The organism is Thermoanaerobaculia bacterium (assembly GCA_035593605.1).
GTDB lineage: Bacteria > Acidobacteriota > Thermoanaerobaculia > UBA2201 > DAOSWS01 > DAOSWS01.
The window spans coordinates 61,583-81,945 of the sequence record DAOSWS010000019.1; the positions used below are offsets into that span (position 1 = coordinate 61,583).

21 protein-coding genes are annotated in these 20,363 nt (G+C 54.0%); 13 read left to right on the forward strand and 8 right to left on the reverse strand.

The features are described from left to right. Positions 1-16 precede the first annotated feature (16 nt). Genes PLD04_10475 through PLD04_10490 form a run of 4 tightly spaced genes read right to left on the reverse strand, consistent with a single transcriptional unit; the run spans position 17 to position 2,870 of the window. On the reverse strand, positions 17-787 hold the full coding sequence (locus PLD04_10475) for a hypothetical protein (protein ID HXK68759.1): 771 nt from the start codon (positions 785-787) through the stop codon (positions 17-19). Then, positions 784-1,245 carry a DUF5668 domain-containing protein gene (locus tag PLD04_10480; GenBank protein HXK68760.1) on the reverse strand — a complete coding sequence of 154 codons (462 nt, stop codon included), beginning with the start codon at positions 1,243-1,245 and terminating at the stop codon, positions 784-786. Before PLD04_10480 ends, PLD04_10475 begins: the two co-directional genes overlap by 4 nt. A gap of 24 nt (positions 1,246-1,269) precedes the next feature. Beyond that, positions 1,270-2,394, reverse strand: coding sequence for an SPFH domain-containing protein (locus PLD04_10485; GenBank protein ID HXK68761.1), 1,125 nt, complete (start codon positions 2,392-2,394; stop codon positions 1,270-1,272). Further along, positions 2,394-2,870, reverse strand: a complete 477-nt coding sequence (locus tag PLD04_10490; protein ID HXK68762.1) for a hypothetical protein — start codon at positions 2,868-2,870, stop codon at positions 2,394-2,396. Before PLD04_10490 ends, PLD04_10485 begins: the two co-directional genes overlap by 1 nt. 124 nt (positions 2,871-2,994) lie before the next feature. On the opposite strand from PLD04_10490, the gene PLD04_10495 reads away from it, so the two are divergent. From PLD04_10495 to PLD04_10505, 3 genes are all read left to right on the forward strand, one after another. Beyond that, a complete protein-coding gene (locus PLD04_10495) occupies positions 2,995-3,612 on the forward strand; it encodes a hypothetical protein (GenBank protein ID HXK68763.1) in 618 nt (205 codons plus the stop codon). A 189-nt stretch (positions 3,613-3,801) separates the two neighbouring features. Continuing rightward, positions 3,802-5,307 (forward strand): serine/threonine-protein kinase, encoded by a 1,506-nt coding sequence (locus PLD04_10500; protein HXK68764.1) that lies wholly within the window; start codon positions 3,802-3,804, stop codon positions 5,305-5,307. Continuing rightward, positions 5,273-6,406: a hypothetical protein gene (locus PLD04_10505; protein HXK68765.1), complete on the forward strand. Its 1,134-nt coding sequence runs from the start codon at positions 5,273-5,275 to the stop codon at positions 6,404-6,406. Before PLD04_10500 ends, PLD04_10505 begins: the two co-directional genes overlap by 35 nt. Before the next feature lie 49 nt (positions 6,407-6,455). Here PLD04_10505 and PLD04_10510 read toward each other — a convergent pair whose 3' ends face one another. The 3 genes from PLD04_10510 to PLD04_10520 are packed head-to-tail and all read right to left on the reverse strand — an operon-like array spanning position 6,456 to position 9,827. Beyond that, positions 6,456-7,577: a hypothetical protein gene (locus tag PLD04_10510; protein ID HXK68766.1), complete on the reverse strand. Its 1,122-nt coding sequence runs from the start codon at positions 7,575-7,577 to the stop codon at positions 6,456-6,458. Then, positions 7,574-8,899, reverse strand: coding sequence for an ABC transporter substrate-binding protein (locus tag PLD04_10515; protein HXK68767.1), 1,326 nt, complete (start codon positions 8,897-8,899; stop codon positions 7,574-7,576). Before PLD04_10515 ends, PLD04_10510 begins: the two co-directional genes overlap by 4 nt. Before the next feature lie 43 nt (positions 8,900-8,942). Beyond that, positions 8,943-9,827, reverse strand: coding sequence for a Clp1/GlmU family protein (locus PLD04_10520; GenBank protein HXK68768.1), 885 nt, complete (start codon positions 9,825-9,827; stop codon positions 8,943-8,945). A 159-nt stretch (positions 9,828-9,986) separates the two neighbouring features. On the opposite strand from PLD04_10520, the gene PLD04_10525 reads away from it, so the two are divergent. The 7 genes from PLD04_10525 to PLD04_10555 all read left to right on the forward strand — a co-directional run bounded on the left by PLD04_10525 (position 9,987) and on the right by PLD04_10555 (position 16,415). Then, the gene (locus tag PLD04_10525) at positions 9,987-11,684 is read left to right on the forward strand and encodes a hypothetical protein (GenBank protein ID HXK68769.1); all 1,698 of its coding nucleotides are present in this window, start codon (positions 9,987-9,989) and stop codon (positions 11,682-11,684) included. Positions 11,685-11,756: 72 nt separating this feature from the next. Next, positions 11,757-12,485, forward strand: a complete 729-nt coding sequence (locus PLD04_10530; protein HXK68770.1) for an NAD-dependent deacylase — start codon at positions 11,757-11,759, stop codon at positions 12,483-12,485. Between the two features lie 234 nt (positions 12,486-12,719). Next, the gene (gene radC, locus PLD04_10535) at positions 12,720-13,388 is read left to right on the forward strand and encodes a DNA repair protein RadC (GenBank protein HXK68771.1); all 669 of its coding nucleotides are present in this window, start codon (positions 12,720-12,722) and stop codon (positions 13,386-13,388) included. Continuing rightward, entirely contained in the window at positions 13,388-14,560 is a 1,173-nt protein-coding gene (gene larC, locus PLD04_10540) for a nickel pincer cofactor biosynthesis protein LarC (protein ID HXK68772.1), read from the forward strand. Before radC ends, larC begins: the two co-directional genes overlap by 1 nt. A 3-nt stretch (positions 14,561-14,563) precedes the next feature. Beyond that, positions 14,564-14,866 (forward strand): hypothetical protein, encoded by a 303-nt coding sequence (locus tag PLD04_10545; protein ID HXK68773.1) that lies wholly within the window; start codon positions 14,564-14,566, stop codon positions 14,864-14,866. Position 14,867: 1 nt separating this feature from the next. After that, positions 14,868-15,398, forward strand: a complete 531-nt coding sequence (locus PLD04_10550) for a flavin reductase (GenBank protein HXK68774.1) — start codon at positions 14,868-14,870, stop codon at positions 15,396-15,398. A gap of 3 nt (positions 15,399-15,401) precedes the next feature. After that, positions 15,402-16,415, forward strand: coding sequence for a potassium channel protein (locus PLD04_10555; protein HXK68775.1), 1,014 nt, complete (start codon positions 15,402-15,404; stop codon positions 16,413-16,415). 27 nt (positions 16,416-16,442) lie between these two features. Here the strand turns inward: PLD04_10555 and PLD04_10560 are convergent, their stop codons facing one another. Next, positions 16,443-17,153: a glutamine amidotransferase gene (locus PLD04_10560; GenBank protein HXK68776.1), complete on the reverse strand. Its 711-nt coding sequence runs from the start codon at positions 17,151-17,153 to the stop codon at positions 16,443-16,445. Between the two features lie 50 nt (positions 17,154-17,203). Between PLD04_10560 and PLD04_10565 the strand changes: the two genes are divergently transcribed. From PLD04_10565 to PLD04_10575, 3 genes are all read left to right on the forward strand, one after another. Beyond that, complete coding sequence (locus PLD04_10565) at positions 17,204-18,007, forward strand: TIGR02757 family protein (GenBank protein HXK68777.1); 804 nt, start codon at positions 17,204-17,206, stop codon at positions 18,005-18,007. Positions 18,008-18,176: 169 nt separating this feature from the next. Beyond that, positions 18,177-19,130 (forward strand): hypothetical protein, encoded by a 954-nt coding sequence (locus PLD04_10570; protein HXK68778.1) that lies wholly within the window; start codon positions 18,177-18,179, stop codon positions 19,128-19,130. Positions 19,131-19,145: 15 nt separating this feature from the next. Beyond that, positions 19,146-20,315, forward strand: coding sequence for a hypothetical protein (locus PLD04_10575; GenBank protein ID HXK68779.1), 1,170 nt, complete (start codon positions 19,146-19,148; stop codon positions 20,313-20,315). Positions 20,316-20,363 lie beyond the last annotated feature (48 nt).

A 20,363-nucleotide genomic window follows, 5' to 3' on the forward strand; every position in this document is an offset into this window, starting at 1 on the left:
GCTCTTACGAACCGGTTTATTTTTCGGATGAAACGCTGAATCTGGCCCTTCCCTGCGATTCGAGATGGAGGGGGATGGTTGTTCCATGCACAAGGATGGACAGTATGCCCGTAACGTGAATGGTGGGGAGATGCCCGGCTTCAAGACAATCCATAAATGTACTTCCCAGATGTTTGACGGGAAACGTGGTCTGGAGCCGCAGGGTTCGGGCGCCTGGAGAAACCGTGATTTCTTCGGGAGGATCAGAAAGCGTAAGGGGGGTCCCTTCCAGAAGTACGACAAGGTCGGTGATTCCCAGATGGAGGGGAAAGGAAAGCGGATTCTCCAGGGGAAGGATAACTTCCAGGGGGCGATCCGAAAGAGAAAGGACAATTTCCGGATCTCCGACAAAGGGATCGGCGGAAGGTGCGTTCCACCTGACGTCACGGAAGGAGATGGAATGACTGCGGTGCAGGACGGTCTCTCCCCGGGGAATAGACCAGCTGACCGTCATCATGAAATCAGGTTTTCCAAGAATGGCCTGCAGGACGTCATCCTCTGTGATGGAGGAGACTGGAACCGATGAAGTAAGGGTGTCCTGAAACGGTTCCTCACCGTTCAGGGTTACTCGCTGCAGGCGGATGAAGGAGAGGGTGTGATCTCTCCACGTGAGATCTGTGCGAAGAAGATAGGATCCAGCAGGCGGTTGATCGGAGACCGGCAGATGTAAAGCGAGCTCTACGGCAATTGAATCGGACTGGACTGCGGAGAGAGTCAGGGCAGCTGAGAAAAAAAGGGTTCCAATCAACGAAGAGCCCGGATGATCAGGATGATGCCCAGAATAATGAGGAGCGCCGGCCAGAGCCTTCCCAGAGATGAGAGGATGTCCGGGTCCAGCCATTCCGCTGAACGTGCCAGAACCATCAGGCCGATGCCCAGGAGAATTCCTCCCGGAATCAGAGGCCAGCGCGAAGTGGGTCCGCGCAAACGTGCGATAGGGTAAATGGCCAGAAAACCAAGGCCCAGTCCGATGATTACCAGGGAAGAATGACCTGTGCCATGGGAAAGGAAGATTCCTGCCGAAAGGCCCCCGAGAATTCCCGAGGGCACGAGCCAGCCGTATTGATGATTCAAAAGATAGAGTCCAAAAAAGCAAAGGGCCAGCAACCCGAGAAAAAGCGATTCGGAAAGATCAAGCCACCGGTTAAGGAGAACAAGGCTCCCGAGGACAATCAGTATGTACCCGAACGTAATATTTCGATTCACTTTTTCACGGATCCCTTTCTTGAATTACTCCATCTTCTGGCCGCAATCGGGACAGAACTTTGCGCCTGCGGGGACCGGCTTGGAACAGGAAGGACAGGTGATTGCCAGCTTGGCTCCGCAATTGGAACAGAACTTGGAATTTTCCTGTGTCGGCTGATTGCAGGAAGGACACGGAATCATGCCGGGCGCCGCAGAGGGTTTTCCGCATTCCGGGCAGAATTTTGCGTTTCCGGAAATCGCGGCACCGCAATGAGCGCAGGGCCGGGATGGCTGCTGGGCATTGCCTCCTGACAGTGTGTCTTTCAGCATCGATGGAATCGCCATACCGAGGCCCGCGCCAACTCCCAGGCCCATGCCGGCAGCGGCGGTTCCCCCTGCCTCGCCTCCACCACCCGAGGCCTGTGCTGCGTCCTGCATGGCCTGGGCGGCTTTAAACTGCATGTATTTCCCCATATCTCCGAGGGCACCCATGCCTGCTCTTTCATCTATCTTGGCCATCACTTCTTCCGGCGGCGTGATGGAGTTGATGTAAAAATCGATCAGGTCGATGCCATGCCCGGTAAAATCATCCCCCAGCCGGGCCTTGACCAGAACCCCCAGTTCGTCATAGACGGCCGGGAGGTCAAAGATGCTGGTAACCTGTTCTCCCAGGACATCGTTGAGCCGGGATACGATGATGTTACGGTAATAGTCTTCCAGCTCCTCGGTTCCGTACAGTCCCCGGGCTCCCACGACCTCATTGACAAAGAGTTGGGGATTCTTTACTCGAAATGCATAGGTGCCGAACCCCCGCAGCCGAACCATGGCGAGCTCTTTGTCCCGAAAGACGATGGGTTCCTTCGTTCCCCACTTCCGGTTGATAAAGGTCCGGGAGGAAATAAAGACGACCTGAGCCCGGAAGGGAGACTTTTCCCATGGAATGGTCAGAACCTTTGTAATGAGAGGAATGTTCAGGGTCGTCAGCGTATGGCGGCCCGGACCGAAGACATCCATGGCCTTGCCATCACGGAAAAAGACGGCACTCTGCTGTTCCTGAACGACGAGCTGGGCGCCGATAAAGATGTCTGCGGAACCCGAGGGCGGATACCGGTAGACAATTTCGTTTTCGGTGTCGGGAAAGTGTTCGATAATCTCAATCTTGCGGGCCATCAGCGAACCTCCTCCATAATTGACTTGCGTGTTCTGAATTGCTCTTCCATTCCCCGGATGGTCTCGAGAAGAGCAGTCGGCTCCATAGCCTCCAGATCCTCTTCTTTAAGCCGAAGAACCTGATCCAGAATGTCCGCATCGATATCGTAAATCCGGTCGAGGGTGTCATCCTTGACTTTCATTGTGTCAAAAAAACCGGCGTACCCGTATTCCGCAAACCGGATCGTCTGAGCGACCCGTATCAGGGTCTGATCCACTTTACCCCACTCACCAATGGCAGAGAGATCCTTCAAGGAGGCCATCCTTCGCTGGATCTTTGCCCGGACGTCATCCAGGGTGTCGGCGATGTAGCGTCGTTGAAGCGCGTCGGCCTCCCGGCGAGTGTCCCGTTCGAAGTACCCGCCGAATCCGGGGATCTTTGCTACCAGTTTCTCCAGGCTCCCTCTCTGGGAACGGCTCTTTTCTCTCAGGTCCATGTCTCCTCCTCTGCGGATATTGTGCATGATGAACTACGCGATTGCAAGGTTTCTATTCACCCTGTGCTACAATGGTTATCCTGTCTCCCGCAGCCGGAAAGGCCGGGAAAATAGGGAGGTATGTGTGAATGAATCAGTATCCAAGCGCCCCCCACGACGGAGACGGCGCGGAGGAACAGCACCCAAGCCGGGATTTCGTTCGACTCACAAAGGTCGATTCGGTTCGGTAGAAATTTCCCTGACCCAGGAAGATTCTCCCAAGTTTCAGCTTCAGTCTCCCTCGGGCTACTTTAATGCGCTCGTGGAAACGCTCTGTGAAGCCCTGGGCCTCTCCGTTACCCTGAAGGCCACCTACGACCAGGATGCGGGTCTCCAGCCGCTGGCCCACGATCTGGGTTTTGTTCTAGGGGACGGTTTCAGCAAGGCGCTTCCGAAGGAAACGGGAGAGACAAAGACATTCCAATCATTCTGTATGGAGGAGGACTCGGTGGCCCGTGCCATTCTTCGTCCGGGTTCCTTTACCTTCCGTTTCAGAGCGGAAACCATGACAGAGGATCTCTTTGTCAAGAAAGACCTGCCCTTTCAGCTGATTGAGGAATTTCTTTACCATTTCTGCAGAGCATTTGGGATTTCAGCCCACCTCACGCTGATGGAAGGTCATAATGCCCATCGTGCGGGCATGGCTCTCGTGGGAGCGCTCGCCGGTTGCCTCAGCCAGATGAAAAAAGCTGAAAATCCCTAGAGTTCACGATTCGCATTCTTCCAGGATTCCCGGTTTTCTTTGTGCGGAAAGACGGAAGTATGGCTCGATCCTGAACGCATGAATATCCCGATCCGCAGGCCGATCGGGTAAGAGAATTCTTCACCAGGAGTTGAAGGCGGTTGTGCTATACTCCGGCCGTGATGAATCTTCACGTCTGGGTGTGTTGTCATGGCTGATCAACCCGATCTTCTGAACCCCGGAGAAATCGTAGACGGGAAATACGAAGTGGTTCAGAAATTGGGTGCCGGCGGGATGGGAGAGGTTTACAAGGTCAGGCACGTCCATCTCCTGGATACGAGGGTCATCAAGGTCATGCGTCCAAGTGTGGCCGCTTCCGACACCGAGCAGAAACGGTTCATTGCGGAAGCCCGTCTTGCTACCCAGATTCAGAACCCGAACGTTGCAATCCTCTATGACTTTTCCCAGTTGCCCAATGGCGCCTTCTACATGGTCTGGGAATATATCCCAGGAAAAAATCTCTTTGAGGTACTAAAAATCTGCGGGGCCATGCCCGTCTCCCTGATCAGGGAGGTCGCAATCCAGGCGCTTAAGGGCTTAAACGGTCTTCATAAGAATGGCATCATTCATCGGGACATATCCCCTGAAAACATCATGCTCTATTTTTCGAGGCATAACGAACTGAAGGTCAAAATCATTGATCTCGGGATTGCCAAGTCCTTCCAGGGGGAGGAGCGCCTGACGCAGACCGGGATGTTCATGGGTAAGCTGAAATATTGTTCACCGGAACAGGTCGGGCTTCTCCCGGACGGGGAGTCCCTGGATCATCGAACCGATCTCTATTCTTTCGGCGTGGTACTGTACGAAATGATCACCGGAAGTGCGCCCTTTGCAGCCACGACGCCCTATGGTTACATTCATAAGCACACGATGCAGCCTCCCGATCCCATCCTTCTCCAGGATGCCCGGAATGAAATCCAGGAGGAGCTCAACCAGGTCACATTGCGTGCCCTCGCAAAGGACCGGAATGAACGGTACGAGGATGCGGAAGAATTCCTGAGTGCGGTGCAGCACCTTCCCACACCGACGTGGGATACCGGGTTTGCCGAATACTTTGCGTCCATGGGGGGAGAGGATGTCCTGCGGGCTGAAACCACAACGCCAGCGGGAACCCCTCTTGTGGAACTGGAAAGCAGTCCCACGCGCCTCGTCTCCACACCTTCCAGCGGACAGCCGAAGATTACCGCGCCCCCCGTGCCGTCTCCCCCACCTCTTGAAGGTCCAACACAGCGGGTCCAGACCGGGCCTGAATATGCACCGCCCCTCCCTGCTCCACAACCCCGACGGTTCCCCGTTCTTCCCCTTCTTCTGGGGCTGGTTCTGGTCGTTATCGTAATCCTGGCAACTCTCTATATCCTGAAAAAACCTTCCCCGGGAGCCATGACGGAATCACCGGGGATCCTGTCGGTTTCCGCTTCACCCTGGGCGAATATTACGTCCATCGTCCGGAAGGATACCGGGGAATCGGTAGACATATCCGACAGCCTTACTCCGGCCCATATCGCCCTCCCTCCCGGAGCCTACAAGATCACCCTTGCACCTCCCGGTTCCGGACCGCCTGAAGTGCGGGTCGTGAACGTTTCCTCCGGCCAGATGCAGAGCCTCAGCGTCACCTTCCCCCATGACTATGAGACCTTTCTCAAGACGATTCGCTGAGCTTGCCCTGGTCCTGGCCATTCTGTTTCTCGGTGTGCAGCCGATCCTGGCGAACTGGGTTTCGGACTACAACAAGGGGAAGAAGTACTATAAGAAAGATGACTGGAATTCCGCCCTGCCGTACTTTCTGAAGGCACTGGAAGACAAGCCGGAAGATTGTGCCGACTGCATCCGGGAAGGGATGCATTTCTACGACTATATTCCCAATTACTATGTGGCTGAGTGTTATTTCAGAATTGGTGAACTGCAGCCGGCCCGAAACTATTTTCATAAGGCCATGGCGATGGGAGTGGTCCAGAAAAAACCCGGTTTCTGGGAAACGCTTCGGGACCGGCTGGAGGAAATCAAAAAACCCGAGCCGACACCTCCTGCACAGGCACAGGAAAAACCTCCCGCTGCCCAGCCGCAGGTGACGGCTGCACCCGAAACACAAAGCGGTCCCGATCCTCAACTGCGTCAGCGTGTTCTGAACCGGCTGGATGAAGTTCAGGAATCCATTCGGGATGGGGAGCGAAGGGTTGGAAATCGCCCCGGGCTCAGGAAAATCCTGAACGAGTCCAGGCAGAAACTTACGACACTGCGGACTGACCTCGAAATTGCGGAAGACAATGTCCAGGTTCTGACCGTGGACCAGGAAATCTCAAAAATGGTTTCACGACTCCAGGAACTGAAAGATCGGCTCGAACGGGAAACCGAACCTTCAACGGGGCGCGAGGGAAGTCGTGTTCCTCCCGAGCAGACGAAGCCCCCGGCTCCGGAGACCGGCAGGGAAAGGGAGCCGGAATCGGGCCGGGATACCCGGGAGGGTTTGAACGCCCTTCGAGCCGGATTCGAGGCATTCTTTTCCGGCGATCTTGCCCGGGCCGAGTCCAATCTGGAGCGGGCTCGAAGCAAGGATATCGAAAGCTGTTATCTCCAGGTGCTCCAGGGATGTATTCTCGCGACGCGGCACTTTCTGGAGCAGCCAGATGATGAAACGACTTTGAACCGGGCAAAAGAAGCCTTTGCCGAAGCAAGAAACATGGGGTGCGGGGAGGACGTTCTCACCTCTAACGATTTTTCACCCAAACTGGTCCGACTCTACTCCGAAAAACCCTGAGCCCAGATTCCACTTATCCCTGGATTGGTTTTTTGTCCGCCCGATAGATTCAGCCGCCGAGTATTTCCAGAATGGTTCGGGCTGCAGCCCGGGTGCCATTTTCCTCCCGTGGAGGACGGGGAGACAGGTTCAACAGGGTATCCATCAGAGTCACCCAGGTCCCCCGGGAGAATTCGGCCGGATCGATTCTTGCACCGGCCATGTGACTTTCAATGAAATCGCAGAGGACTGCCGATTCGGGAAATCGGATCCGGGGAATATACCCGAAGGGTTTTCCCGCATGGTACGTCTCCGCCAGCGTGCTGTACCCCACCTTTCCTACGACAGCATCGGAGGCATAGACCAGGTCAGGATGGAAAAAACCATGGTGGTGGGGAAGAAGGACTGCACCGTCCCTGATTTCAAATCGATCCGACGCACCTGGAAAGACCCATCGGATTCGATCTGAGGTTCGAGCGGACTGAATCATCTCTATATCAGGCCGGATGCCTCCAAGGGTTATCAGGACCATCGATTTGTCAGGGGGAATCCCGAGTTCCCGCCGCACCTGTTCAGGTGAAACGCGTGGACCCTTCCGGCTGATGGGGGGCACCTTCTGTGTGCCTTCCTCGGGCCGGCATATGGGGTGTGACTGGATCCTGTGGGTCGCCATCTGAAAGATGGGCCTGAGGGTTTCGATGTGACCTCGTAAACCGGGTTCCGCATCGAGATAGGCGGAGTAGATCCAGTCCCATGTGAAATTTTCAAGGAGAATGGAGGGGATGCCGGACTGTTCCGCCACGGCGATTCCAAGGGGGGAGATATCGCAGAGAACCGCATCACAATGAAGCTCCCGCAGGAGGCGCGCAAGATTGTCGACTGCAGCCGGATGGAAAGGAAGAAATTCATCCAGGTTCTGCAGGGTGGCCGTCAGGTCCTCTTCCAGGGGGGATGTCTGAGACATGCCGATATCGGTTCGGACCGGATGATAACCAAAGGGACGTCGGAGCGATTCTTCGAAAAAACAGGAGGGCACGGTTGTGAAGATCTCAAAGCGGATCTCCGGAACGGATTGAGCGAGAACTTCCAGAACCGCACAGGTTCGGGACGCATGCCCGAACCCATGGGGAGTGACAAACGAGGCGAGTACCGGAGTACCTGTAGCGTTGCCGGGAACGAGCCCCGGCGTCACGCGGGATCGACCGTTTCCAGAGCTTTGAGGATCTTTTCCATCAGTTCGTCCCGGGTGCCGAGGGAATCGAGGCCGACCTTCTTTGCCAGTTCCCTGAGCTGATCCTCTGAATAAGACTTCAGATCTTCCCGGGTCAGTGTGCCCGACCCTCCATCCTTTCCCGAACGGAGATCGATGATCATCTGACGGAGAAGCTCCCGTTTGTAATCCTTGAATTTGACGTAGTCCAACTGTATGTTTCCAAGACACTTGAAGACCCGGTACGCCTTGTTGACATCTCCCTGGGAGTTGAAAACCGTCGGGCCGGTGACACCGGAAAAACCCTGGAGACCGATAAGTCCCTTCCGCACATCCTCCCGATAGTATCCGCCGGATCGAAGAGCTTCGGCCATGACCAGGATTGCGTCAAAGCCATATCCGGCCAGGAGGCTCGGAGGACGACCATAGCGCTCTTCATACGTCTTGAGAAAATATTCGGTGAGGGGGTTCTCATTTTCATCGACCGTGAACGGCGGCTTGCAGAAGAGAATTCCACGGGTGAGCTCTCCGCAGCGGGCCATGATGCCCGGGGCCGTTACCGCCGAGGTGGTCAGGATGGTTCCCTCATAGGCGTTGTTCCGCAGGTCTTTCAGCAGACCGACGAGAGCATCCGGATACCCGATAATACAGACGGCATCCGGTTTTTTCAGAAGGGCTTCCGTGACGGCGCGATCATGCTGATCCATTGAGGGCGGCAGTTCCAGCGTGTCAACATTGGAGATTGCGTTTTTCTTCAGCTCCTCCGTATAGGATTGCACAAACCCGGTTGCATAGTCGCTTTTCTGGTAGATCACGGTGAGGGAAGAGGGTTTGACATACTTTACCGTGAAGTTGGCCAGGATGGCGACTTCCCTCAGATCCGACGGGTAAATCCTGAAAAAGTAGGAAGACTTTCCCGATAGATCGGGGTGAGATGCCGTGGGACTCAGGAGAACCGTCTGCTGTTCGCTGACCGGTTTCATCAGCTTCAATGCCTCGGACGATGTGACGCCTCCGATAAAGGCCACGGCTCCATCCTTAATCAGGTCGTAAAAGAGGCCCTCCGCCCGGTCGGTGTTGGACTGTGTGTCCTTGAATTCGACTCGAAGACGGTACGGGTATGTTTCATCCTTTTGAATATAGGTCAGCCCGGTTTCGATGCCTTCGCGAAGGGCCTGACCAATGAGCCCCGCTTCCCCGGATTCGGGCAGAATTGCCCCCACGACAACCTCTTTTTTCTGGCACCCGACAAGCACTGTGATGATGAGAATTCCGAGTAGCAATAGAATGGTTCGATATCGCATGCATCACCCCCTGCCTTTATTATTACTCGATTTTTTCAAAGGGTCAAATTGTGCGTGTTTGAGATCGGCGGGTGGGATGGGGATAGAGAAGATCTCCCAGGACCAGCCGGTCGATGCGATCCTTTGTCTGAAAAGGGGAAGCCAGTCGGACCTGGCTCCGGGAATTGGGGAGAAGAATTCCAAAAGCCTTCGTAATATCGCCGGTATTCAAGCCTACAAGGGTACCCGGAAAAAATGAGGTGAGGGGAGGTTCGATCCCTGTTCCCCGGTAGTGGAGTTCGACGTTGGAGGAGTCGAATTCCAGAGTTTGTAAGGGAACGTTATCAAAATAACGCCGCCATTTCCTTGCCCTGTAGTTGGTCCGGAACCTCCGGTTGCGGATTTTTACCCGGGATGAACGTTGCAATCGAATCAGAGCTGTTGGATCGACCTCTTGAAGAATGGGTTCCAGCTCATCCCTTTCCTGTACGGATACGATCCAGTCAGGATTCAGGACGCCTATTTCCCTTGCTTTGAATCGCCGGGCCATATCGCCGGAAACAAATCCGGTTGTATCAACCACGACAATGTCGCTTTGACGCCGGCAGACATTCATCATGGTCTCCAAAAGGTGAAGGAGAAATCCCATGTCAGATATCGGGGAAACAATCCCTATGTAGGTCATGAGTCCGCAGGTGAAAGCCTCCAGTTCCCGTTGGGTAGAAAACCAGGCGGCACTCAATGTGCCGGGAAGGCCGAGAGAGGATTGACCGATATCCCCGTCGAGGAAGGCGGTTCGCAGACCCCGCTCAATGGATTGATCAAGAATATATCGTGCAAGGCTGGTCTTTCCGGCATCGCTGCCGCCCAGAAGGAAAATCGTCCCGCCAGTCTCCAGGAGGCGGTGGACAGGATCGGACCAGGCCGGCTCATCGACAATCGTTCTCATGGATAGAATTCGGTTCGTTTATCCGGCCATTGTACACGAAGAGAGGGTTTCCTCTCCAGGAGAACTACATGAATGATACAGGGATAGAGGGTCAGGGGGTATAATTTCCTGTGGTACAATGCTTTACGGCACTCAGAGACCGCTACGCGGGAGGAATTCATGACCAGATTAATCTTCATTGTATGGAGCACTCTGGCCCTGACGGGGATACTCTTCGGATTCTTATATATGGCCGCGCCCCTCGTCGCTGATCCCACCGATATCGTGGGTATACTGGCCGGGATTTCCTTTGGGATTTCAGCACTGGTGATCTGGGTTTTTCATCGAGACCGCCCGGAATCCAGTGCCCGATTCCTGCTTGTCCTGTGGATGGGAATGATCAGTGGAATCTGCATATCGCTGTCCCTTCTTCTCTGGGGAGTAACCCGACACCTGAGCGCCTCCCTGATTTTTACCTCCATCCTGATCGGGCTTGGCAGCTGCGTCGTGATTGTTCTGCTGACGCGTACCCGGATGGTCTGGGGATTCGTGGTTCTGGCGGTAGTCCTGACTGCGGTGGGATTGACAACCTACCGTGAAGCCACTCTGCAGGTAGATGCCGTAGAAGCCGTTGCCACTCTATGGGAATCGAAGGGGTTTCCCGTTGATGTCCTGGATGTCTTTCCGCAGGGTGATACGACAAAGGAGTGCAAGCCCTGGTTTTCCTCCATCCATGATTCGGGATCTGAAGGGCTGGAGCTCTTTTATAAAATGAAAGTCGGAGAACTCTCTGCGGATGTGACCAAAGCAATGGAGAAGGGGGAGTCCATTCGAAGGGTGCTCCGGGAAGAAGGGATTACCGAGGATCCTTACTGGGAAGAACTTCTTAACATCAATGCCAATGCGATCGCAGCCCTGAACGAATGTCCCTACGTCCAATCCTTTGATCCGGAGACCTATAAAGACCGAATCATGGAAGTTCCCCTTCCCGACCTTCTGGATGCCATGCGATGGTCCCGGGGAATGTTTATTCAGGCGCTGATCCAGGCAGACGAAGGAGATATGAATCGCGCTCTGGAAACCCTGGGGCACCTCAAGGATGCTTCGAAAAAATTTCAGGTTCCGGGACAGATTCTGATTACCTCTCTCATTTCCATAGCCATGGATAAGATGGCGGCCCATGGGTACGCAGCCGTTCAAACGATGAACAGCCGGGCCTGGTCTCCGGAAATTCGAAGTGTTATGGAAGACGGTGCCCGACTGAAAGCAGAATGGGCGAGAAGCCTCTATGACGGTGAGCGTTACACCGTCTTTTCCGCTCTTCAAATGAAGGAAGTCCATAATGGACTCATCCTGGCAGACCAGAATGATGCCTTCATCCCCTCGTGGCGGCCTCTCTGGAGGGCAGCTCTCAGAAGGGAAACAGAAAGGGATCTGAATACCCTGACCCTCCTCACCGGATGGATGTACAGCGTGCCGGACTTTACCCTTGGAGATCTGGCCTGGCATGATGCACGAGTGAAGATGGCCGGCTGGGGGTATGGAAAATATCTTCCGAACTTCACGAGTTCTTACGCACGTCTTGTCAGCCTCTCGGCTGCATGGAATCTGACCCTTGCCCAGGACCGTATTTACGCAATTTATGCGAAGAAGGGAGTCTTTCCGGAAATCGAAGAAATTCTGAAGATATCTGATTGGCCGATCGATCCCTTCGATGGACAACCGCTTCGGTACAAAAAACTTGGACCCAGGAGCTTTATCGTCTACAGTGTGGGACCGGACGAGATCGATGGCGAAGGAGCCGATCTATACGTGTCAGGTGTCATGAAAGCAGACATGGAAAAAGACATTGGATATCGGGTGTCGTCTGGGCCCTGAATATCACGCGGATTTATCGGATCACAGGGGAAACTCTTTGTTCCTCTGCGCTCTCTCATGTATCATAAGCCTATGACGGATATAACGAAAGTCCGGGACCTGATTCGAAACAGCAAGCACACCGTGGTCCTGACAGGGGCTGGGATTTCCGCCGAAAGCGGGGTTCCGACGTTTCGAGGCACGGATGGACTTTGGAGAAAATACCGCCCGGAAGAACTTGCCACACCGGAAGCCTTCCACCGGGACCCGCTGACCGTATGGGAGTGGTATCAATGGCGTCGGGGCCTGATTGCCGAATGTCATCCGAATGCCGCCCACCAGCTCGTGGTCTCCTGGGAAAAGAATCTTCCGCATGTTTCCGTGGTCACGCAAAATGTGGATGGACTTCACCGGCTGGCTGGTTCGACGGATGTAATGGAACTCCATGGGAATATCTGGGAGGTACGATGCACCCGGGAAGGAACGGTCAAGGAGGACCGGACCCATCCCTTTTCGTCCCTGCCCCCTCTCTGTTCCTGTGGGGCCATGCTCCGGCCCAATGTCGTCTGGTTCGGTGAATCTCTTCCCTCCGCAGTGCTCGAACGGGCCTTTGAAGAGGTTCAGACGGCAGACCTTTGCATTGTCATCGGTACTTCCTCCATGGTTCAGCCCGCCGCCTCCCTTCCGTACCATGGGCTCTCATCAGGCGCCCGGGTCATTGAAGTCAATCCACAGCATACGCCGCTCACGGGCCACGCCACCGTTTCCCTTCCCATGACTGCGGTACAGTTTGCGGAAGCCCTCGGGATCCATGAGGGATAACCAGCAATTCACGCACTCAATACCTGGCGGTGCTGGAAAGATGATCAGATATGCGGGTTAACCCGCTTATCTCATACCCGATGCCTGGTGAGGGGGTGAAGATGATCGGAAATACAAGGAAGACGAATGAAACATACCGGAGGCGTAGACGGAGCCTACGTCGAGGATTGTCGAGTGAGTATGACGCCGTAGTTTCGGGCATATGTGGCGCCGCAGCGGCAGGGAGTCTGGGATATGCGGGTTAAAGACCTCCCCCTCGATGCTCAGCCCAGGGAACGTCTGGCCCGTCTTGGACCCGGAAGCCTTTCTCTCCAGGAACTCGTGGCCATCCTTCTTCGCACGGGTGTGAAGGGCCGGTCGGTTCTCGAAGTGGCGGAGGAGGTGGTCGGTTCGTTTCCCGGCGATGCCCTCCTGCGGGCCAGCTATGATCAATTCATGCAGGTAAAGGGGCTAAAGGGTGCAAAGGCGGTGACCCTTGCGGCCGCCGTGGAACTGGCCCGCAGGCTCCGGTCTCCACGACCAAAAGCGGTGAAGCTCTCCTCTCCATCATCTGTGGGGACGTATCTTCTGGAACGCTATGCGGATTCCCGCCGTGAGCTCTTCGGCGTCCTTCTGCTCAACGGCCGAAACGGCCTGATGTCCGTTCAGGTTCTGCATGAGGGAACGACTCAGTTTGCCCCGGTCGAGCCGAGGTTTGTATTCAGCCAGGCACTCAATACCCATGCCGCCAGGATCATTCTCTTCCATACGCACCCATCCGGAGATCCGGAACCCTCGGAAGACGATCTTCGATTTACAAGGCGGCTGGTCCAGGCAGGTGAACTACTTGGAATCCCCGTGGCGGATCACCTGATTGTCGGTACGGACGGTTACTACTCCTTTCGGGAGCACAGGAGGATCTGATGCATCTCTTTATTGATCCACCCGCCGGGATGGCCGGGGACATGCTTCTTGCCGCTCTGGTCGATTCGGGCGCCGACCCGGACGCGATCCGGCATGCCCTGAAACCCCTGGTTGAGCCGGAAACCATTGTCTTTCAGAAGGTGACCCGGCGGGGGATTACCGGCACCATTCTTCAACCTTCTTCCGCATTTCGCTCCCGCGCTGTCAGGGTGCTGGCTGATCTGAATCCCATTCTCCAGAAACTTCATGTATCGGACGATGTCCGTGAACGGGTGCGCCGTATGTTTCTCTCGATCCTGGAGGCGGAGTCCGAGGTCCATGGGGCGGGGCTGGATGAAGTCCACCTTCATGAACTGGCGTCCGTGGACACCCTCGTCGATCTGGTGGGCGTTTCCGCAGCCATGGAAACTCTTGGGGTGGACGAGTGCACGGTCGGGCCGATCCCCTTCGGTCGAGGGACGGTGATGACGGAGCACGGGGAACTGCCCGTTCCCGCCCCCGCGACGGTGAAGCTTCTGGAAGGATTTCCCGTTTTCCAGGGGACCATGGAGGGAGAAGCAACAACACCCACGGCGGCGGCCATCCTTCGAGAAGTCGCCGGACCCGGAGATATGCCCACGATGTCCCTGGTCCAATCGGGGTATGGATTCGGGACACGGGAGGGAGGTCCTCTTCCCAACTGTGTTCGCGTGCTCCTGGGGGAGCGTGGCTCATCGTCCACCATCCTCCAGCTGGAAGCCAACATGGATGACATGACCGGTCAGGTCGCTTCCCTCCTCCTTCGCCAGGTGCTTGAAAGGGGTGCACTGGATGCCTGCCTGGTTCCCCTGACAATGAAGAAGGGACGGCCGGGGCTCCAGCTGGTTGTCCTGCTGGAACGGGAACGACTCGACCCGGTGGTCCAGACGATCTTTCGAGAGTCCCCAACCCTGGGTGTCCGATATTTTCCGGTGGAACGGAAAATATGCGACCGTGATATGATCGAACTGGATCTACCCGAGGGGCGCATTTCCGTCAAAGTCGCACGCTACCGGGGAGAAATTGTCAACATTCAGCCCGAGTTCGATCAAGTCGAGGATCTGGCTGCCAAAACTGGCCTTTCAGTGAAGGAACTGTTCATGAGGGTGTATGGAGCGATGGGGGATATGGTGAAACACGAAGATGGAGGCTGAAGTATGATTCGCTGTCTTCAATGCGGGTACCGGATGGAAATCGGGGATTTCCTGAACCGGTGCAGACACTATCGGATTGATACGAGGACATTGACTCACGAGTGCCCCGCCTGCGGAGATACCGCGGACGTTCAGATAGGAACCCGGGCTGTCGTTCTCGGGTTTCTATCCGGAACCGGTCCGGAAGGATTCTCGGGCGTTCTTCACCATCGTGTCGACGGGCTTAAAGTGGAGCACTTCTCCGACCGTGTAGAAATTACGCTGGGTCCGAAGATGTGGGCCATTCCCGTGCCCGATGAGGAGTGAGGTGGATACCCCTCTGAAGGATTTCTCCCGTCTCGATCCGGACACCCTGGATCAATCTCCGTTCCGGCTGATCGGCAAGGACTGGATGCTGATTACCGCAGGTCCTTTGACCGATTTCAACACGATGACCGCATCCTGGGGTGGGCTTGGGATCCTGTGGAACCGGCCGGTAAGCTTCGTCTTTGTGCGGCCCACGCGATATACCTATGCCTTCATGGAAAAATACGAAACCTTTACACTCTCCTTTTTTGATGAACCGCACCGGGATGCCCTGATGTACTGCGGCACCCATTCGGGCCGGGACGTGGATAAGATGCAACAGACAGGGCTTCACCCCATTCCTTTCCCGGAAAGCACGACCGGGTTTTCCCAGTCCCGCCTGGTCCTGGTCTGCCGCACCCTGTCGACGCAGGATATCGAACCGGAGCGGTTCAAGGATCCATCCATCGAAGAACTTTACCCGCAAAGGGATTATCACCGGATCTATATAGGCGAGGTCCTCCACGTGTTTCAGAATGTGAATCCCTCCTGACGTATGGTAGAGATTAAAAATCCCCTTCCGCGGATCGTGGCCATGATCGGATGCGTGATCCTGGCCGGATCGGTGGGGTATTACCTGATCATGCAGGGTCGGGAAAGCTTCATGGATTGTCTCTACATGACCGTGATTACGCTCTCCACCGTCGGATACCGTGAGGTCTTTGATGTCAACACGCACCCGGTCCTCCGGGTCTATACGATCATTCTGCTGACCTTTGGCGTGGGGATCCTTCTTTACAGTCTCAGCGCCTTCACGGCCTTTGTCGTGGAGGGACACTTTACCGGCATGTTACGGAGGCGCCGTATGATGAAGACCATCAAAGAGCTATCGGGCCACTGCATCGTCTGCGGTGGCGGAGATACAGGTTTCTATATCGTGGATGAACTGTTAAAGTGCGGATGGGAAGTGGTCCTGATCGACCGCAGTCCTGAAAACCTGGAAGCCTGTGGAAAACTGGGAAACATCCTGACCATCCTGGGGGATGCCACGGACGATCAGAACCTGGTGGATGCCAATATTACCCGAGCACGGGGGATCATCATCGCCCTGCCCAATGACAAGGACAACCTCTACGTCGTCATGACAGCGAGGATGCTGAACTCAAAGATCCGAATTGTGGCCATCGGCCAGCATCCCCATATCGAAGCCAAGATGCGGCGCGCCGGAGCCGATGCCATCGTCTCGCCCAACCACATCGGAGGACTGCGCCTTGCGTCAGAATTGATCCGGCCGGCCACCGTGGCCTTCCTGGACCAGATGCTCCGAAGCCCTGACGGTGTTCTTCGGGTCGGAGAGATCAGCCTGGAAAAGGGCTCTCCGTGGGTGGGCAGGACCCTGGAGGCCTGCAGCTTTCCCCGGGCCCACGATCTTCTGATCCTGGCCGTAAGGGAAAGCCCGACGGCCCCCTTTACCTACAACCCGCCCCAGGACCACGTTCTGCAGGCGGGAAGCCTTCTCGTCGTGATGGGAAAAATCGAAAACATCCAGAAAGTACAGGGAAAAGCGTAAGAGTACAGGCCTCGAAAAGCAAAAAAATCAGGAATCGGTTGCCAGGGAAATAAACCGTTTGAGAATGCCCTCCGCAACGGGTGTTGGACGAATGTCACTCAACAGTGAATCGGATTCTCTCAATTTCCCCTTCGTATTTAGGTCGAGGATCAGGGACCGCATGATCTCATCGGTGATCTCCGGGTGGAACTGAACGCCCCAGACATCCTCTCCGCAGGCCATGGCCTGGATGGCGGAATGGCTGTTCTTCGCCAGGACGTGGGCACCGGGAGGCGGGGTCACGACTTCATCCACATGGGTCTCCTGGGCCTGGAAGGTGTCCGGGAGGCCCTCGAAGAGGGGATCGCTCTTTCCCTCCCCGGTCAGATGAATCTCCACGGTGCCCAGCTCGAGACCGTTCGTACATCGGCGTACTGTTCCCCCCAGGGCCCGGCCCAGCATCTGGTGGCCGAAACACACACCCAGGATCGGCTTGCCCGACCGCACGGCCCGGCGGATCCAGTCGGCGATGGTCCCGATCCACGGCTCGTCCCAGTACGCCGAGGCGAGGCTTCCGGTCAGGATGGCTCCGGAAAAGCGGGTGAGGTCCGCCGCGAAGGGGACGGTGGCATCCACGACCTCGTAAGCAGCTCCGCAGGACTCGATGATCCGGATAAACCAGTCCTCAAAATCCCCGTGGCCGGACGCGATTTCGGGGTAGGTGGAACCGGTCTTCAGGATCAGCAGAGGGGCGGCCATGCCGTGATTCTACCAGAGAGGCCGCCGGGCGGATAGGGTACACTGACGACGTGCTGAAACGGGAGAACCTTGAATCGCTGTATCTGGCGCTGAACAAAAGAAGGTATGTATTTCCAGATCCCCTGGATCGGGTACTGCAGTACCGGAAACAGAAGGATCGCGAAGTTGCAGGGCTGATTGCCGCCTCTCTTGCTTACGGGAGCGTTCTGCAGATTCACCGCATCGTGGGCCGTGTCCTGGATCGGCTGGGGCTCGATCTCCACGGTACGCTAAAGGAAGCTGATCCCGGATGGATCCGCAGTCATCTTGACGGCTTCGTGTACCGATACACCCCCGCCCGGGAACTTTTCACCCTTCTCCTGGAGATCGGAACGGTTTTGAGAGATCGGGGATCCCTCCATGCCTCCTTCATGGAAGAATGGAGAGAAGGGGAGGAAACCACGATCCCCGCTCTTACCCGATGGATCCGGCATTGGTTTACAACGGGATCCCTGATCTCCGATCCGGCCCGGGGTGGAGCCTGCAAACGGCTCCATCTCTACATCCGGTGGATGGCCCGAAAGGATCGTGTCGACCCCGGTCCGTGGACTGCCCTCTCGCCCGCCTGCCTGGTCATGCCGGTGGACCGCCACATCCATCGCCTGGCCCGTGTGGAGGGGATCACGGAACGGGCCACGGCCGACGCCCGGACTGCACTGGAGATCACACGCTACTTCCGAAGCCTCGTTCCTGACGATCCGGCCCGGTACGACTTTGTCCTGGCCCGGATCGGAATGGCGGAAACACTGCAAAAGTCCATGCCCCGGCACGCCCGAATGTTGATCCGCCTGCGGGACACCCTTATCCAGAAGTAGTTTGATTCTTAGATCATGACGAAGTATCGAATCTGCCTGACAGGAAAGCTATAAACCCTGTGGACGTGTCAATCTATTAAATTGAACTTTTCGGACATTCTTTTCTGGACGCTGCACACATGCATCGAAACGAAGAGAGGATTATAATGATGGTTACCGAGGAGGCATTATGAAAAAATTATTGACCATCATGTTATTGCTCATAACGACTTCACTCATGCCGGGGTGGAAGTGGGAGAAACTGGATACTGGAGAAGGGCCGCCCATCTGCCTCAATTCTGAATACCAGTATTTTCATCTTGCTTATGATCCAAATATCAAGAGCCTCGTATTCACATATTGGAATCAAGATATTAATAAGATCGATACTTGGATATGGGACGGAGTTGAATGGACCTTTGATTGCACACATGATCCCAGCAGCGGGCAAGATGATTTACAGTTTGAATCCAATCAAATGTTTTATGATGAATTAAACAATACGATGATAGACATACGCATGTATGTCTGCAACTCTAATCCTCCACATCCATACCAGTGTGATTTACTATGCAAAAAAGATGAATCCACCTGCTGGCAATGTTTCACAGAATCCGAAGCAACATTACTCAGCGCATATGATACAGATCGCAAGCGGGCGATCATGATGAGCAACTATTTCGACCATATCTTTGAGTGGGATGGAGATCAAATTCATGAGATTCAACTTTCGTCATATTACCATGCTGATCGCGTAGCCTATGACGAGTCTAGTCAAAGAATCATCATGCATTTTAGAGGAAGAGGGCAAACACATGAGTATGATGGGGTAAACATTCAAACTTATGATGGTGAAATATTAATCGGCGACACTGCATGGGATATGGCATATAATCCTATTTTGAGTAGGGTCGTTACAGCATTCATTGGTGGAGGTACATACATCTATAAAAATCACAAATGGAATCGCCTTTGTCCCGGTAACTGTGGGCTCTCTGACTTCTCATACTTTGAAAGACTTGTATATTTTCCTCCAACAAATCAGTTTCTCTTGATTACTAATCCGTTGTACACTCAGGATTGTCTTGCATTTTACAAGCTCGTAAGAAAGCATGAAATTCCATTTAATAAACAACCAGAGTGATTAAAGGAGGATTCCATGAAGCAGCTATTATTAATCCTTATCAGTATTTTCCCTTTTTCAAGTTTCTGCAGTATTCAAGACCTTGCATTTAAATCTGACAAACTCACTGTAGATCCAATCTCCGTACCTTATAATGAAATCGATAATTATCCTGCAAAACAACAATGGAAACAAGAGTTCCTTAATAGATACGGTAATCAGTGGGGAATCATCATTGATCTCCGAAGCGGGGCACCTTTGCATATCTTTGGCAAGGGAATCCCTTTTTTTCCCGGTATTGGAAATGATCTGCCATTTAAGGGTGAAATTACTGAGTCTGAGGTTGTTAATTCAGTTATGGAATTTTTAAGCTTACATTCCGCATTATTCAATATTGACACACAGGAAGTTTATCTTTCAAGTGCAACTAATATTGAAGAAAATTGGTACATCAATTTTTCCCGAAAATACAAAAATATAGATGTCACAGGAAGCAGATTATTGTTTACAATATCTCATGGAAATCTTGTAAGAATCTCAGCTGTAAATTGGGGAAATATTAACATCTCAATTGAGCCAACATACACTGAGCAGCAAGCTATTGGACTGATGGAAACCTATTTCGATGTCCAAAATATTCTAGGAACCACAAAGATCACTCCGTTATCGCTAAGCATCATACCAACCAGAATAAATGGAGAAAACAAGGCGAATTACACTGGCAACCTAGGAGAAGGATATGGGTATATTTTGGCATATAGAGTTTCCATTGATAATTCTGAGGAAGGAGTATGGACAGGGCTTGTTAACGCCCAAGATGGGAGCATTTTGGCGATCTATTCTAGAGCTCTCGCAGCTTCAGCATCGGGAAAAGTGAAGGGAAACATTCATTACTATTCTGGAATTGAATCTGCTCCGACATTTTCTTCTTATCCTTTTGCGCTGCCTTATGCTGATTTAAGAGAGATATCAGGAGATTGCTTTGGATTAGATGATACGGTTGAACAATGCAGAACAAAACTCAACTGTCCACTTGAGGAGATTAATAATCCATTTTCTGATTACGATATATATTGCGATGATCCAGAAAATGATCCGGAATTAGACGATACCGGAATGTTGTATTGTTCACATGAAAGTGGAAACTTCTTCTACGAAAGCTCTTTTGAAAATGTCAGAACAAGATTATATGGTCCATACCAGTAGTGTCCAAACGTTGTGACTGGAAAATGAAATATATGCATACATAGCAGG

What these genes read in the sequence shown, in the direction of transcription:
- PLD04_10485 (HXK68761.1), bottom strand. Translation starts at nt 2,394, where the DNA reads ATGGCCCGCAAGATTGAGATTATCGAACACTTTCCCGACACCGAAAAC.
- PLD04_10490 (HXK68762.1), bottom strand. Translation starts at nt 2,870, where the DNA reads ATGGACCTGAGAGAAAAGAGCCGTTCCCAGAGAGGGAGCCTGGAGAAA.
- PLD04_10500 (HXK68764.1), top strand. Translation starts at nt 3,802, where the DNA reads ATGGCTGATCAACCCGATCTTCTGAACCCCGGAGAAATCGTAGACGGG.
- PLD04_10505 (HXK68765.1), top strand. Translation starts at nt 5,273, where the DNA reads ATGACTATGAGACCTTTCTCAAGACGATTCGCTGAGCTTGCCCTGGTC.
- PLD04_10515 (HXK68767.1), bottom strand. Translation starts at nt 8,899, where the DNA reads ATGCGATATCGAACCATTCTATTGCTACTCGGAATTCTCATCATCACA.
- PLD04_10520 (HXK68768.1), bottom strand. Translation starts at nt 9,827, where the DNA reads ATGAGAACGATTGTCGATGAGCCGGCCTGGTCCGATCCTGTCCACCGC.
- PLD04_10525 (HXK68769.1), top strand. Translation starts at nt 9,987, where the DNA reads ATGACCAGATTAATCTTCATTGTATGGAGCACTCTGGCCCTGACGGGG.
- PLD04_10530 (HXK68770.1), top strand. Translation starts at nt 11,757, where the DNA reads ATGACGGATATAACGAAAGTCCGGGACCTGATTCGAAACAGCAAGCAC.
- radC (HXK68771.1), top strand. Translation starts at nt 12,720, where the DNA reads ATGCGGGTTAAAGACCTCCCCCTCGATGCTCAGCCCAGGGAACGTCTG.
- larC (HXK68772.1), top strand. Translation starts at nt 13,388, where the DNA reads ATGCATCTCTTTATTGATCCACCCGCCGGGATGGCCGGGGACATGCTT.
- PLD04_10545 (HXK68773.1), top strand. Translation starts at nt 14,564, where the DNA reads ATGATTCGCTGTCTTCAATGCGGGTACCGGATGGAAATCGGGGATTTC.
- PLD04_10555 (HXK68775.1), top strand. Translation starts at nt 15,402, where the DNA reads ATGGTAGAGATTAAAAATCCCCTTCCGCGGATCGTGGCCATGATCGGA.
- PLD04_10560 (HXK68776.1), bottom strand. Translation starts at nt 17,153, where the DNA reads ATGGCCGCCCCTCTGCTGATCCTGAAGACCGGTTCCACCTACCCCGAA.
- PLD04_10570 (HXK68778.1), top strand. Translation starts at nt 18,177, where the DNA reads ATGAAAAAATTATTGACCATCATGTTATTGCTCATAACGACTTCACTC.
- PLD04_10575 (HXK68779.1), top strand. Translation starts at nt 19,146, where the DNA reads ATGAAGCAGCTATTATTAATCCTTATCAGTATTTTCCCTTTTTCAAGT.